This window comes from Streptomyces sp. NPDC031379 (assembly GCF_055569615.1).
On the sequence record NZ_JBVIIT010000001.1, the window covers coordinates 506,720 to 520,014 of the forward strand.

The 13,295-nt window shown below is 74.0% G+C and carries 15 protein-coding genes; 12 read left to right on the top strand and 3 right to left on the bottom strand.

The features are described 5' to 3' along the window. Window positions 1-88: 88 nt before the first annotated feature. The gene (locus tag ACZ5CW_RS02385) at window positions 89-1,108 is read right to left on the bottom strand and encodes an SGNH/GDSL hydrolase family protein (RefSeq protein ID WP_468597609.1); all 1,020 of its coding nucleotides are present in this window, start codon (window positions 1,106-1,108) and stop codon (window positions 89-91) included. A gap of 159 nt (window positions 1,109-1,267) precedes the next feature. Between ACZ5CW_RS02385 and ACZ5CW_RS02390 the strand changes: the two genes are divergently transcribed. Beyond that, window positions 1,268-2,659, top strand: a complete 1,392-nt coding sequence (locus ACZ5CW_RS02390; protein ID WP_468597611.1) for a cystathionine beta-synthase — start codon at window positions 1,268-1,270, stop codon at window positions 2,657-2,659. Between the two features lie 389 nt (window positions 2,660-3,048). Here ACZ5CW_RS02390 and ACZ5CW_RS02395 read toward each other — a convergent pair whose 3' ends face one another. Continuing rightward, the gene (locus tag ACZ5CW_RS02395) at window positions 3,049-3,828 is read right to left on the bottom strand and encodes an SDR family NAD(P)-dependent oxidoreductase (protein ID WP_468597612.1); all 780 of its coding nucleotides are present in this window, start codon (window positions 3,826-3,828) and stop codon (window positions 3,049-3,051) included. Window positions 3,829-3,889: 61 nt separating this feature from the next. On the opposite strand from ACZ5CW_RS02395, the gene ACZ5CW_RS02400 reads away from it, so the two are divergent. The 7 genes from ACZ5CW_RS02400 to ACZ5CW_RS02430 all read left to right on the top strand — a co-directional run bounded on the left by ACZ5CW_RS02400 (window position 3,890) and on the right by ACZ5CW_RS02430 (window position 10,041). Beyond that, entirely contained in the window at window positions 3,890-4,261 is a 372-nt protein-coding gene (locus ACZ5CW_RS02400) for a holo-ACP synthase (protein WP_468597614.1), read from the top strand. A 45-nt stretch (window positions 4,262-4,306) separates the two neighbouring features. Then, entirely contained in the window at window positions 4,307-5,737 is a 1,431-nt protein-coding gene (locus tag ACZ5CW_RS02405) for an NAD(P)H-hydrate dehydratase (RefSeq protein ID WP_468597615.1), read from the top strand. A 583-nt stretch (window positions 5,738-6,320) separates the two neighbouring features. Further along, window positions 6,321-6,656, top strand: a complete 336-nt coding sequence (locus ACZ5CW_RS02410) for a L,D-transpeptidase (protein WP_468597616.1) — start codon at window positions 6,321-6,323, stop codon at window positions 6,654-6,656. Between the two features lie 46 nt (window positions 6,657-6,702). After that, on the top strand, window positions 6,703-7,869 hold the full coding sequence (gene alr, locus ACZ5CW_RS02415) for an alanine racemase (protein WP_468597618.1): 1,167 nt from the start codon (window positions 6,703-6,705) through the stop codon (window positions 7,867-7,869). A 123-nt stretch (window positions 7,870-7,992) separates the two neighbouring features. Then, entirely contained in the window at window positions 7,993-9,261 is a 1,269-nt protein-coding gene (locus ACZ5CW_RS02420; RefSeq protein WP_468597620.1) for an alpha/beta fold hydrolase, read from the top strand. Further along, window positions 9,218-9,739, top strand: coding sequence for a tRNA (adenosine(37)-N6)-threonylcarbamoyltransferase complex ATPase subunit type 1 TsaE (gene tsaE, locus ACZ5CW_RS02425; RefSeq protein WP_468597621.1), 522 nt, complete (start codon window positions 9,218-9,220; stop codon window positions 9,737-9,739). Before ACZ5CW_RS02420 ends, tsaE begins: the two co-directional genes overlap by 44 nt. A gap of 128 nt (window positions 9,740-9,867) precedes the next feature. Then, window positions 9,868-10,041: a hypothetical protein gene (locus ACZ5CW_RS02430; RefSeq protein ID WP_468597623.1), complete on the top strand. Its 174-nt coding sequence runs from the start codon at window positions 9,868-9,870 to the stop codon at window positions 10,039-10,041. Window positions 10,042-10,063: 22 nt separating this feature from the next. On the opposite strand, the gene ACZ5CW_RS02435 is transcribed toward ACZ5CW_RS02430, so the two are convergent. Continuing rightward, a complete protein-coding gene (locus ACZ5CW_RS02435) occupies window positions 10,064-10,624 on the bottom strand; it encodes a hypothetical protein (RefSeq protein ID WP_468597624.1) in 561 nt (186 codons plus the stop codon). Between the two features lie 113 nt (window positions 10,625-10,737). On the opposite strand from ACZ5CW_RS02435, the gene tsaB reads away from it, so the two are divergent. Genes tsaB through ACZ5CW_RS02455 form a run of 4 tightly spaced genes read left to right on the top strand, consistent with a single transcriptional unit; the run spans window position 10,738 to window position 13,226 of the window. Next, window positions 10,738-11,394 carry a tRNA (adenosine(37)-N6)-threonylcarbamoyltransferase complex dimerization subunit type 1 TsaB gene (tsaB, locus tag ACZ5CW_RS02440; protein WP_468597625.1) on the top strand — a complete coding sequence of 219 codons (657 nt, stop codon included), beginning with the start codon at window positions 10,738-10,740 and terminating at the stop codon, window positions 11,392-11,394. Window positions 11,395-11,423: 29 nt separating this feature from the next. Next, the gene (gene rimI, locus ACZ5CW_RS02445; protein WP_468597763.1) at window positions 11,424-11,894 is read left to right on the top strand and encodes a ribosomal protein S18-alanine N-acetyltransferase; all 471 of its coding nucleotides are present in this window, start codon (window positions 11,424-11,426) and stop codon (window positions 11,892-11,894) included. Continuing rightward, complete coding sequence (tsaD, locus tag ACZ5CW_RS02450; RefSeq protein WP_468597626.1) at window positions 11,887-12,972, top strand: tRNA (adenosine(37)-N6)-threonylcarbamoyltransferase complex transferase subunit TsaD; 1,086 nt, start codon at window positions 11,887-11,889, stop codon at window positions 12,970-12,972. The genes rimI and tsaD overlap by 8 nt, the downstream gene beginning before the upstream one ends. Further along, on the top strand, window positions 12,969-13,226 hold the full coding sequence (locus tag ACZ5CW_RS02455) for a hypothetical protein (protein WP_468597627.1): 258 nt from the start codon (window positions 12,969-12,971) through the stop codon (window positions 13,224-13,226). Before tsaD ends, ACZ5CW_RS02455 begins: the two co-directional genes overlap by 4 nt. The last annotated feature ends 69 nt before the right edge of the window (window positions 13,227-13,295 follow it).

Here is a 13,295-nt window from a genome sequence, read left to right on the forward strand (position 1 = left end):
CGTACGTATGGCCCAGGTCACCGGTGTTGCGGTGTGACACTGACCGCAATTTACTAAGCGCTTGCTTGGCTAGGATGCGCCGGCGCCGTCACGCCGACGGACGCGCGGGCTCGGCCTCGGACACCCGGCGCCGACGCCTCCGCTTGAGCAGCGCCCACGGCCCCCGAGGCCCCGTCGGCATCGCCGCCGCGACCTCCGTACCGGCCTCCGACGCGGCCTCGGCCGCCGCCCGCGCCACCGGCAGGAAGCCCTCGCGACGCGACACGTCCGGCCGCTCCTCCTCCGCCGGCCACAGCCCCAGCGCCGCGCACACCGTCGGCAGGAGGGCCATCGCGGCCGTCGCGTAACCCTCCGCCGAAGGGTGGTAGTTGTCCGGCCCGAACAGCTCCCGCGGATTCGCCTCGAACTCGGGGCCCAGCAGATCGCCCAGGGACACCGTGCGCCCGCCCTGCTCGACCGCGCCGATGGTCTGGGCCGCCGCCAGCTGCCGTGAGGCCCGTCGCGCCAGCCAGCGCAGCGGCTGCTGCACCGGCTCGATGGTGCCGAGATCGGGACACGTGCCGACCACCACCTCCGCGCCGGCCGTCCGCAGCCGCCGGACCGCCGCCGACAGGTGCCGTACCGAGCGCGTCGGCGGCATCCGGTGCGTCACGTCGTTCGCGCCGACCATGATCACGCAGATGTCCGGGACCGGAGCCGGCGCGGACAGCACCAGCGCCACCTGCCGGTCCAGATCGTCCGACTGGGCTCCGGGCAGAGCGACGTTGCGCAGCTCCACCGGGCGTTCCGCCACCGCCGCCAGCCCCGACGCCAGCAGCGCCCCCGGCGTCTGGCCCGCCCGGTGCACGCCCTGCCCCGCCGCCGTGGAGTCGCCCAGCATGGTCAGCCGGACGGGCGGCTCACCGGGGACGTCGTACGCGTGGCCGTACAGACCCTCCGCCACCGGCACCCGGCCACCGCTGCCGTTGCCCACATGGCGCCGGGCCAGCCGCACCTCCGCGAGCAGCAGCCCGACGGCCGCCGCGCCGACCAGCCCGACCCCGCCACCGCCGTACGCCGCCCCGGCCGCGATGCGCCGGGCCACTCGCGCCCTCGACATGCTCGTCATGCGTCGCCGCCACCTCCTCGTAGCCGTATCCACTCCTTGCCCCGTACAGACCGTTCGCCAATCTCGACGGGGAGTGAACGACCGTCACCCGTCACCCGGGGGCCGTAGGCTGGCGGAACCACTACGACCACTGTTTTTTGCAAGCAACCGGAGACAACGGTGCACTTCCACGACTCGATGATCAGCCTCGTCGGCAACACCCCGCTGGTGAGGCTCAACAACGTGACCAAGGGCATCCAGGCGACCGTCCTGGCCAAGGTGGAGTACTTCAACCCCGGCGGCTCCGTGAAGGACCGCATCGCCCTGCGCATGATCGAGGCCGCCGAGCAGAGCGGGGAACTGAAGCCGGGCGGCACGATCGTCGAGCCGACCAGTGGGAACACCGGTGTGGGTCTGGCCATCGTCGCTCAGCAGAAGGGGTACAAGTGCATCTTCGTGTGCCCCGACAAGGTGAGCACCGACAAGATCAACGTGCTGCGCGCGTACGGCGCCGAGGTCGTCGTCTGCCCGACCGCCGTCGACCCCGAGCACCCGGACTCCTACTACAACGTCTCCGACCGGCTGGTGCGGGAGACCCCCGGCGCCTGGAAGCCCGACCAGTACTCCAACCCCAACAACCCGCTCTCGCACTATCACTCGACCGGCCCCGAGCTGTGGGAGCAGACCGAGGGTAAGATCACCCACTTCGTGGCGGGCGTCGGCACCGGCGGCACCATCTCCGGCACCGGCCGCTACCTGAAGGACGCCAGCGACGGCAAGGTCCAGGTCATCGGCGCCGACCCCGAGGGCTCGGTGTACTCCGGCGGATCCGGGCGGCCGTACCTGGTCGAGGGCGTCGGTGAGGACTTCTGGCCGACCGCCTACGACCGCACCGTCGCCGACGAGATCGTCCCGGTCTCCGACAAGGACTCCTTCCAGATGACCCGCCGCCTGGCCAAGGAGGAGGGCCTGCTGGTGGGCGGCTCCTGCGGGATGGCCGTCGTGGCGGCGCTGCGGGTCGCCGAGCGGCTCGGGCCCGACGACGTCGTGGTCGTCCTGCTCCCGGACAGCGGCCGCGGCTACCTCAGCAAGATCTTCAACGACGAGTGGATGGCCGACTACGGTTTCCTGGAGGACGAGGGCCCCAGCGCCCGCGTCGCCGACGTCCTCAACGACAAGGTGGCCGGCTCCATCCCGTCCCTGGTGCACATGCACCCGGACGAGACCGTCGGCGAGGCCATCGAGGTGCTGCGCGAGTACGGCGTCTCGCAGATGCCCGTCGTCAAGCCGGGCGCCGGTCACCCGGACGTCATGGCCGCCGAGGTCGTCGGCTCGGTGGTGGAACGGGAGCTGCTGGACGCCCTGTTCAGCAAGCGCGCGTCCCTCGAGGACCCGCTGGAGAAGCACATGTGCGCCCCGCTGCCCCAGGTCGGCTCCGGTGAGCCGGTCGGCGACCTGATGTCGGTACTGGGTTCGGCGGACGCGGCGATCGTCCTGGTCGAGGGCAAGCCGACCGGTGTGGTCAGCCGTCAGGACCTGCTGGCGTTCCTGGCCAAGGGCGGCAACAAGTAGCCAACCGCCGGTGAAGTGCCCGTGTACGCGGCGAACTTGCGGTGGGACGGGGTTCGCAGAAGTGGTACGAGCGCGTCACGTGCGCGCAGCACCCGCTTAACACGGGTCCGGCACATTGGTGGGTGTCGGCAGGGCGTTGGAGTACCTCCCAGGCGTGAAGCGCCGGGGAGAGGCTCCCCGCCCGGCCGGCGCCGAACGGCGCCAAGGACCTCCGGAGCGGCTCCCGGACCTCCAAGGACGCCACGGACGCGCAAGCCCGGCCCTGACCCGGCCCGCGTCCCACGCGGGGACCGCCGTCGTCCCGCCCCCCGGAAACGGGGGTGCGGCGGTCCCCGCGCAATCCTCTTCCCGGCAGGGCGCGATCGGCGCCGCGGGGCGGACGAGCCGGCTCAGTGGACCGAGAAACCGCCGTCGACGAAGATCGACTGGCCGGTGACGTACGCGGACGCCGGGCCGGCGAGGAACACCGCGGCCCCCTCGAAGTCCTCGGCGAGCCCGTTGCGTTTGGTCATCGTCCGCGCGGCCAGCGCCGCCACCCGCTCGGGATCGGACGACAGGCGTGCGTTCAGCGGTGTCATCACGAAGCCCGGCACGAGGGTGTTGCAGGTGACGCCGTACTGCGACCACGCCTCGGCCTGGGAGCGGGCCAGCGACTCGAGCGCCCCCTTGGAGACGCCGTAGGCGCCGCTCTGCACGAACGCCCGGTGCGCCTGCTGGGAGGTGACGTGGATGATCCGGCCGTGACCGCGCTCGGCCATCCCCGGCCCGAACCGCTGCCCCAGCAGGAACGGGGCCTGCAGGTTCACCGCCATGGTGGCGTCCCACACGTCCTCGCCCAGCTCGCTCATCGGCGGCCTGAGGTTGACCCCGGCGCAGTTGACGAGGATGTCGGGCTCCCCGAACACACCGGCCGCCTCCTCGGCCACCGTGCGCACCCCCTCACGGGTGCTCAGGTCCCCGCTCACCCAGGCCGCCCGGCACCCGTCGGCCGTCAGTTCCCCGGCCGCCTCCCGCAGTTGCCGCTCGTTGCGGGCCACGATCACCACGCTCGCCCCGGCTCGCGCCAGCGCACCGGCGATGGCCCGCCCGATGCCGGAACTCCCCCCGGTCACGAGGGCGACGCGGCCCTCCAGCGAGAACAGGTTCGAGAGATAGGCCTTCGATGTCATGTCCGGAGCGTAGACGGCGGCATGAGCCGCCCCGCCGCCCGGCGACCGTAGGCTGCGGTCCATGAGCATCATCGGAGTCGGGATCGACGTCGCCGAGATCGATCGGTTCCGGGCGTCGTTGGAGCGGACGCCAGGGCTGGCGGACCGGTTGTTCGTGGAGCGGGAGCTGCTGCTGCCCAGCGGGGAGCGGCGGGGGATCGCCTCGCTCGCCGTCCGGTTCGCCGCCAAGGAGGCGCTGGCGAAGGCCCTGGGGGCGCCGCCGGGGCTGCACTGGACCGACGCCGAGGTGTACGTCGAGGACAGCGGACAGCCCCGGTTGCGGGTGCAGGGCACCGTCGCCGCGCGGGCGGCGGAGCTGGGAGTGCGGTCCTGGCACGTGTCCTTGAGCCATGACGCGGGGGTGGCCTCGGCCGTGGTGGTCGCCGAAGGCTGAGTGCCCGGGTGTGGGGGACCGCGGTTGCGGGGCAGACTCGGTGCCATGCGTACTGCGTACAGCGTGGAGACGGTAAGGGCGGCCGAACGGGCGCTGATGGCACGGCTGCCGGAGGGCGCGCTGATGCAGCGGGCGGCCGCCGGGCTGGCCGCCGCCTGCGCGGAGTTGCTCGGGCGGGTGTACGGCAGCCGGGTGGTGCTGCTCGTCGGCAGCGGGGACAACGGCGGGGACGCGCTGTACGCGGGCGCGCGGCTGGCGCGGCGGGGGGCCGGGGTCACGGCCGTACTGCTCTCGCCCGAGCGGGCCCATGCCGGGGGGCTCGGGGCCCTGCGCCGGGCCGGCGGCTCCGTCGCCGCGGACGAGGCCGCCGAGGAACTGATCCGGCGGGCCGACCTCGTGGTCGACGGGATCGTCGGGATCGGGGGCAAGGGCGGGCTGCGGCCCGCCGCCGAGCGGCTCCTGGCGGTGGTGGAGCGGTCCGGGGCCGCCGTGGTGGCGGTGGATCTGCCCAGCGGGGTCGAGGCCGGTACCGGAGAGGTGCGCGGCGCCGCGGTCCGGGCGGACCTCACCGTCACCTTCGGCACGTACAAGCCCGGGTTGCTGGTCGATCCCGCGCGGGAGTACGCCGGGGTCGTGCGGCTCGTCGACATCGGACTGGAACTGCCCGCCCCGGCCGAGCTGGAGGCCTTGCAGCACGCGGACGTGGCGCGGCTGCTGCCGGTACCGGGGACCGAGAGCGACAAGTACCGGCGGGGGGTCGTCGGGATCGCCGCCGGATCGGCGCGGTATCCGGGCGCCGCCGTGCTCGCCGTCTCCGGGGCGCTGCGGGGCGGGGCGGGAGCCGTGCGCTACGTCGGGCCCGCCGGGGAGGCGGTCCTCGCGCGCTTCCCGGAGACGCTGGTGTCCGATGACGGGCCCTCCAGGGCCGGGCGCGTGCAGGCCTGGGTGGTCGGGCCGGGAGCGGGGGACGACGCGGCGACCGTGGCGGAGGTGCTGGCGGCGGAGGTACCCGTGCTGATCGACGCGGACGGGCTGCGGCTGGCCGAGCGGGACGCGGTACGGGGGCGTACGGCGCCGACCCTGATGACCCCTCACGCCGGGGAGGCCGCCGCGCTGCTGGGGCTGCGCCGGGAGGAGGTCGAGGGGGCACGGCTGGCCGCGGCACGGGAGCTGGCGGCGGTGTACCGGGCGACCGTGCTGCTGAAGGGCTCGACCACGCTGGTGGCCGACTTCGGGGGCGGGGCCGTGCGGGTCAACGCGACGGGCACGTCCTGGCTGGCCACGGCGGGGAGCGGGGACGTGCTGTCGGGCCTCGCCGGGTCGTTGCTGGCGGCGGGGCTGGCGGCGGGGGACGCGGGGAGCGTGGCGGCGTATCTGCACGGGCTCGCCGGGCGGTTCGCGGCGCAGGGCGCGCCGGTCGGGGCGCATGACGTGGCCGACCGGATCGCCGAGGCGTGGCGGGACGTCAGCGGCTGAGTCGGCCGGGGCACTCCCGCGCCGACGGCGCCACCACCCCTGCAAAGGCGCGCGGGAACCGCGCGAGCGGCCCCGACGCTCGGGCGGCCGGCCGGGTACCGGGTCCACCCCTCGGGTGACTGCGGCCGCGCGGCATCGCCGGTCCGGCAGGACCCCGCGTTGGCTGATCGCATGATCAGCAGACGATTCGCGTACCTAGGTGCCGCGGCGCTGCTCGCCGCCGCGACGGCTCTGCCGGCCGCCGGGACCGCCGCGGCCACCCCGCCCGCCGCCTGGGTGACCGCCGCCTCGGCGACCCCCCCGCACCGCCCGCCCCCGGCTCCGACCTCGTGCCCGGGGTGGCCCCCGGACCCGCGCAGCCCTGGCAGATCGACACGCCCGACCAGGCGCTGCCGCCGAAGGTGTACACGCCGAGCCCGCGGGAGGACGCCGCCGAGCCCGAGGACGCGGCGCCGGGGACGTACGACCTCGTCGAGTACGTGCCGCTCGCCGACGCCGACGCCGACGCCGACGCCGACGCCGACGCCGTCGCTGACGTGACGTGCAGCAAGCAGGCCGGGCCGTACCAAAGGCAGGTGGAGCGGTGGCTGAGGCCGAAGGCGGACGGGAAGCAGTCCGCGAAGGACTGCAAGGCCGTCCGCGCCTGCGCAGCGGGCGTAAGGGGATGGTCACCCGCATGGGCCGGCACACCGTCTACCGGCGGCACAAGAACCACGTGTCCACCCTGTACGACCAGCCCATGCCGTACGCCCAGTTCTTCGACGGGGGCCAGGCCTTCCACGCCGTCCACGGCAGCATCCTCACCACCGTCGGCTCCTACGGCTGCGTCAACCTGAGGCTCGCCGACGCGCGCAAGCTGTGGGGCGTGCTCAGGAAGGGCGACCACGTCTACGTGTGGGGGCGGCGGCCGGGTACCTGACACGGCACCCGGGGCCCGCACGGCCCTCTGAGAGACTGGGGGCGCCATGAGTGAGACTGCAGCTGTGCCGACCGCCCCCCTGCGCGCCCGCGCCGAGATCGACCTGGGTGCCCTGCGCGCCAACGTGCGGGCGCTGCGTGCCCGTACGCCGGGCGCGGCCCTGATGGCCGTCGTCAAGTCCGACGGATACGGCCACGGGGCGGTGCCGTGCGCCCGCGCGGCCCGCGCGGCGGGGGCGACCTGGCTCGGCACGGCCACGCCCGAGGAGGCCCTCGCGCTGCGCGCGGCCGGACTGCCGGGGCGCATCCTGTGCTGGCTGTGGGTGCCGGGCGGGCCCTGGCGGCAGGCGGTCGAGGCCGACCTCGACGTCTCCCTGAGCGGGCTGTGGGCCCTGCGGGAGGTCGTCGACGCCGCCCGGCAGGCCGGCCGGGCCGCGCGGGTGCAGCTCAAGGCCGACACCGGGCTCGGGCGCAACGGGTGCCAGCCCGCCGACTGGCCCGAGCTGGTCGCCGAGGCCCTGCGGGCCGAGGCCGCCGGGCTGGTCCGGATCACCGGAGTGTGGTCCCACCTCGCCTGCGCCGACGAGCCCGGGCACCCCTCGATCGCCGCCCAGCTCGACCGGTTCCGGGAGATGCTCGCCCACGCCGAGGGCCAGGGCGTGCGCCCCGAGGTACGGCACATCGCCAACTCGCCGGCCACCCTCACCCTGCCCGAGACGCACTTCGACCTCGTCCGCACGGGCATCGCGATGTACGGCATCTCGCCCAGCCCGGAGCTGGGCACCCCGGCCGACTTCGGGCTGCGCCCGGTGATGACGCTGAGCGCCTCGCTGGCCCTGGTCAAGCACACCCCGGGCGGGCACGGCGTCAGCTACGGCCACCACTACGTCACCCCGGGCGACACCACCCTCGGCCTGGTGCCGGTCGGCTACGCGGACGGCATTCCGCGGCACGCCTCCGGGACCGGCCCGGTGCTGGTCGACGGCAAGTGGCGCACGGTCGCCGGGCGGGTCGCCATGGACCAGTTCGTGGTCGACCTGGGCGGGGACGAGCCCCCGGTGGGCAGCGAGGCCGTGCTGTTCGGGCCCGGTGACCGCGGCGAGCCCACCGCCGAGGACTGGGCGCAGGCCTGCGGCACGATCGCGTACGAGATCGTCACGCGCATCGGAACCCGGGTTCCTCGCGTCTATGTGAACGGGGAAGAACTCGGGTAACCCGTCGGAGGGCGTCGGCGTCACCTCGACGACAGCGGCATCCGAGCACCGCTCCGGCGGACTCCGGCATCATCCGTTTTCACCCACACAGGCGAACTGCAGTACGGCGAAGAGGAGCGGTACGTGAGCGAGAGCAGCGCGGAGGTCGTGGCGGACGTCGTCGCCTCGGCGGCCGCCGCCTCCGCCGCGGAGGCGGCCGCGAGCTGGCGCCGGGCGACCGGTATCGCCGGTGCCGCGATAGGCGTGCTCGCCGCGGGCGCGGCGGCCGGCGTCGCCATCGAGCGGATGACGGTGGGGCGCGGGATGCGGCGCAAGGCCCGGCTGGCGCTGGACTCGGCCGGCCCCTACGGCACCCTGCGCGGCACCCCGGGCAAGGCGTACGCCGACGACGGCACCGAGCTGTACTACGAGGTCGACGAGGCCGAGCCCGATCCGGGCCCGCACGTCTCCCCGCGCCGGCGCCGGCTCTTCGGACGCAAGGCGCCCGCCCCGGTCACCGTCGTCTTCTGCCACGGCTACTGCCTCAGCCAGGACTCCTGGCACTTCCAGCGTGCCGCCCTGCGCGGGGTCGTCCGTACGGTGCACTGGGACCAGCGCAGCCACGGGCGGTCGGGGCGGGGCGTGGCCCAGACCCGGGACCGGGTGCCCCTCACCATCGACCAGCTCGGCCGCGATCTGAAGGCGGTCCTGGACGCCGCCGTACCGGACGGTCCGGTGGTGCTGGTCGGTCATTCCATGGGCGGCATGACCATGATGGCCCTCGCCGCCCAGTACCCGGAGCTGATCCGGGACCGGGTCGTGGCCACCGCCTTCGTGGGGACCTCGTCCGGGCGGCTCGGCGAGGTCAACTTCGGGCTCCCGGTGGCCGGCGTCAACGCGGTGCGCCGCATCCTCCCCGGTGTGCTGAAGGCGCTCGGGCAGCAGGCGGAGCTGGTGGAGAAGGGGCGCAGGGCCACCGCCGACCTGTTCGCCGGGATCATCAAGCGGTACTCGTTCGCGGGGCGGGACGTCGACCCGGCCGTCGAGCGGTTCGCGGAGCGGATGATCGAGTCCACGCCGATCGACGTGGTCGCCGAGTTCTACCCGGCCTTCACCGACCACGACAAGACCGAGGCGCTGGGCCGCTTCCACGACATGCCCGTGCTCGTGCTGGCCGGGGTGCGGGACCTGGTCACGCCCAGCGAGCACAGCGAGGCCATCGCCGATCTGCTCCCGGACGCCGAGCTGGTGCTCGTGCCGGACGCCGGGCACCTGGTGATGCTGGAGCATCCGGAAGTGGTCACCGACCGCCTCGCCGACCTGCTCACCCGTGCGGGCGCCGTGCCCGCAGGGGCTACCGTAAGTGGCTATGGAACGACCAGCAGCACCGGCAGCACCGCACGACGCCGCTGAGACGCGGCTGACGATCACCTCGCCCGAGCAGATGCGGGAGCTGGGCCGCCGGCTGGCCAAGCTGCTGCGCGCGGGCGACCTGGTGATGCTCAGCGGAGAACTCGGCGCGGGCAAGACCACGCTGACCCGCGGGCTCGGCGAGGGGCTCGGCGTGCGCGGCGCGGTCACCTCGCCGACCTTCGTGATCGCCCGGGTGCACCCGGCCCTCGGCGACGGCCCGCCCCTGGTCCACGTGGACGCCTACCGGCTCGGCGGCGGCCTGGACGAGATGGAGGACCTGGACCTCGACGTCTCGCTGTCCGACTCGGTGATCGTCGTGGAGTGGGGCGAGGGCAAGGTGGAGGAGCTGACCGAGGAACGCCTCCAGGTCGTCATCCACCGGGCCGTCGGAGACACCACCGACGAGGTACGGCACGTGACGCTGACCGGGCTGGGGGAGCGCTGGGCGGACGCCGGTCTCGAGACGGTCGCGGCCTGATCCCCCCGGTTTCCCGACTAGCTGTCGGCACCCGTATTGCGCAGGACGTCCCGGGCGTGGTGACATGGTGTCCAGTCCGGAGTTAGGTGTACCTAACTTCGCCCGCCCCCGCACCTCAGGAGGCGTTCATGACCGCTCCCCGTCCCACGGAGCAGCCCCGTCCGGGCGCGCCCACCGGGCCCTCCATGCGTGAACTGCTGGCGTCGTGCGCGGCCGCGGAAGCGATCTCCCGGCCCCCGCGGGACCCCGAACCCCGGCAGCGGGCGCCCCGGCCCCCCGGGGACCGGCGCGCGGCCGCCTAGGGCCTGTCGTGACGACAGTGCCCTAGCGGATCACGACCACCGGCACGCCGATCGTCGCGAACATCCACATCGCGTTCCCGTCCGCCCGCGTCTCCCGGATGCCGCCTGTCTTCACGCTCGGATCGGCCGCCGTGCGCGAGCCGCCGTCCACCGCCGCGCTGAAGCCGATCGCCGTCCCGTCCACGCTGGTGAACCGCACGACGTGCTCGATGGGGGTGCCGTCGGTGCCGGTGACCGCGTTCGAGCGGGACGACACCCAGTACGTGCCCGGCAGCGGGTCGAGGTTGCCCGGGGTCACCTTGAAGCTGCGCTGCACCCGGCCGCGCTCGTCGACCAGCCAGACCCGGTCGTCGTCCACCGAGTACACGACCCGTTCACCCGCACCGGAGCCGCTCGGCAGGGCGGCGGGATTGCGCCGGTCCCGGGGCGCCTTGGACGCGGCCGCCGAGGCGGACGCGTTCGCCGACGGTTTGCCGCCCAGGCCCGCGGGGACGGTCGCCTGGGCCTGGTAGGCGAGGAAACCGACCGTTGCGACGGCCGCCGCGGTGAGGCCGGCCACGATCACCGAGCTGGTCCCTGCCACCTGCGCCCACCTCTGCCTCGTGCGATATGTCGTACTTCGTTCAGACCGTAGCAGTCGGTGACCGTACGACCCGGACGGCCATGCGAGCGGCGCGGGCGCCGTAGGCTGTTCGCGTGCTCTTGCTCGCTCTGGATACCGCAACACCCGCCGTCACCGTCGCGCTGCACGACGGCACGGACGTCATCGCCTCCTCGAGCCAGGTGGACGCGCGCCGGCACGGTGAGCTGCTGCTGCCGGCCGTCGACCGGGTCCTCGCCGAGGCCGGGCTCAAGCTGGAGGCGGTCACCGGGATCGTCGTCGGCATCGGCCCCGGCCCCTACACCGGCCTGCGGGTCGGCCTGATGACCGCCGACACCTTCGGCCTCGCGCTCGGCGTCCCGGTGCACGGCGTGTGCACGCTGGACGGGCTCGCCTACGCCGCCGACATCGAGAAGGGCCCCTTCGTCGTGGCCACCGACGCCCGGCGCAAGGAGGTCTACTGGGCGACGTACGCCGACTCGCGCACCCGGCTGACCGACCCCGCCGTGGACCGGCCGGCCGACATCGCCGAGCGGGTCGCGGGGCTTCCCGCGGTCGGCGCCGGCGCGCTGCTCTACCCGGACACCTTCCCGAGCGCCCACGAGCCCGAGCACGTGTCCGCCGCAGCCCTCGCCTCGCTCGCCGCCGAGAGGCTGGCCGCGGGCGAGGAGCTGCCGGCCCCCCGGCCGCTGTACCTGCGCCGCCCGGACGCCCAGGTCCCCAAGAACTACAAGGTGGTCACCCCCAAGTGACTCAGCCGGCACCCCCCCGACTGCGCGAGATGCGCTGGTGGGACATCGACCCGGTCCTGGAGCTGGAGAAGGACCTGTTCCCCGAGGACGCCTGGTCCCGGGGCATGTTCTGGTCCGAACTGGCCCACTCCCGGGGCGCCGAGGCCACCCGGCGCTATCTCGTGGCCGAGTCCGACGGCCGCATCGTCGGCTACGCCGGCCTCGTCGCCACCGGCGAGCAGGCGGACGTCCAGACCATCGCGGTCGCCCGTGACCAGCAGGGCACCGGCCTCGGCGGGCGCCTGCTGGTCGAGCTGCTGCGCGCGGCGACCGCGTTCGAGTGCCACGAGGTGCTGCTCGAGTGCCGGGTCGACAACGTCCGCGCCCAGAAGCTCTACGAGCGCTTCGGCTTCGAGCCCATCGGCTTCCGCCGCGGCTACTACCAGCCGGGCAACGTGGACGCCCTGGTCATGCGTCTGACCGACCCTTCTTCAGTACAAGGAACCGAGATCAATGGCTGACGAACCTCTCGTCCTCGGCATCGAGACCTCCTGCGACGAGACCGGCGTCGGCATCGTCCGCGGCACCACCCTGCTGGCGGACGCCGTCGCCTCCAGCGTCGACGAGCACGCCCGCTTCGGCGGTGTCGTACCGGAGGTGGCGTCACGGGCGCACCTGGAGGCGATGGTGCCGACCATCGACCGCGCCCTGAAGGAGGCCGGCGTCCGCGCCAAGGACCTCGACGGCATCGCGGTCACCGCGGGCCCGGGCCTCGCGGGCGCCCTCCTCGTCGGCGTCTCGGCGGCGAAGGCGTACGCCTACGCGCTCGGCAAGCCCCTGTACGGCGTCAACCACCTCGCCTCCCACATCTGTGTGGACCAGCTGGAGCACGGCCCGCTGCCCGAGCCGACGATGGCCCTGCTGGTGTCCGGCGGCCACTCCTCGCTCCTGCTGTCCACGGACATCACCTCCGACGTCCGCCCGATGGGCTCGACCATCGACGACGCGGCCGGCGAGGCCTTCGACAAGATCGCCCGCGTGCTGAACCTGGGCTTCCCCGGCGGCCCGGTCATCGACCGGTACGCGAAGGAGGGCGACCCGGCGGCGATCGCCTTCCCGCGCGGCCTGACCGGCCCGCGCGACCCCGCCTACGACTTCTCCTTCTCCGGCCTGAAGACGGCCGTCGCCCGCTGGATCGAGGCCAGGCGCGCGGCCGGCGAGGAGGTCCCGGTCCGCGACGTGGCCGCCTCCTTCCAGGAGGCCGTCGTCGACGTCCTGACCCGCAAGGCCGTCCGCGCCTGCAAGGACGAGGGCGTCGACCACCTGATGATCGGCGGCGGCGTGGCCGCCAACTCCCGGCTGCGCGCCCTCGCCCAGGAGCGCTGCGAGGCGGCCGGCATCCGGCTGCGCGTCCCGCGCCCCAAGCTGTGCACGGACAACGGCGCGATGGTGGCCGCGCTCGGCGCCGAGATGGTCGCCCGCGACCGGGCCGCCTCCAGCTGGGACCTGTCGGCCGACTCCTCCCTGCCGGTCACCGATCCCCACGTCCCGGGCCACGACCACGTGCACGAGGTCAGCAAGGAGAACCTGTACTCGTGACGGTCGCCCTGATGTGGGAGGCGAGGGCCGCCGAGGGCCGGGGCGAGGAACTGCTCGCCTGGGCGCGGGAACAGCGGCTCGGCGCGGAGCCGCTGCGGCGGGAGACGTTCCGGGCGCCGCAGGACCGGGTGCTGGTGATCACCTGGTGGGACGCGCCGTACGACGCCTCGCTGCCCGAACTGCCCGAGCCGCCCGCCGGGTCGGTGACGCGTCCGGTGCACCGGTGGCGGTTCGAGTCGGTGGCGGACGACTAGCGTGGGAGGGAAGTTGGGGAACCGCTCCGGCTGCGCTATGATCATCACACGCGAACGGCCGGGAACCCG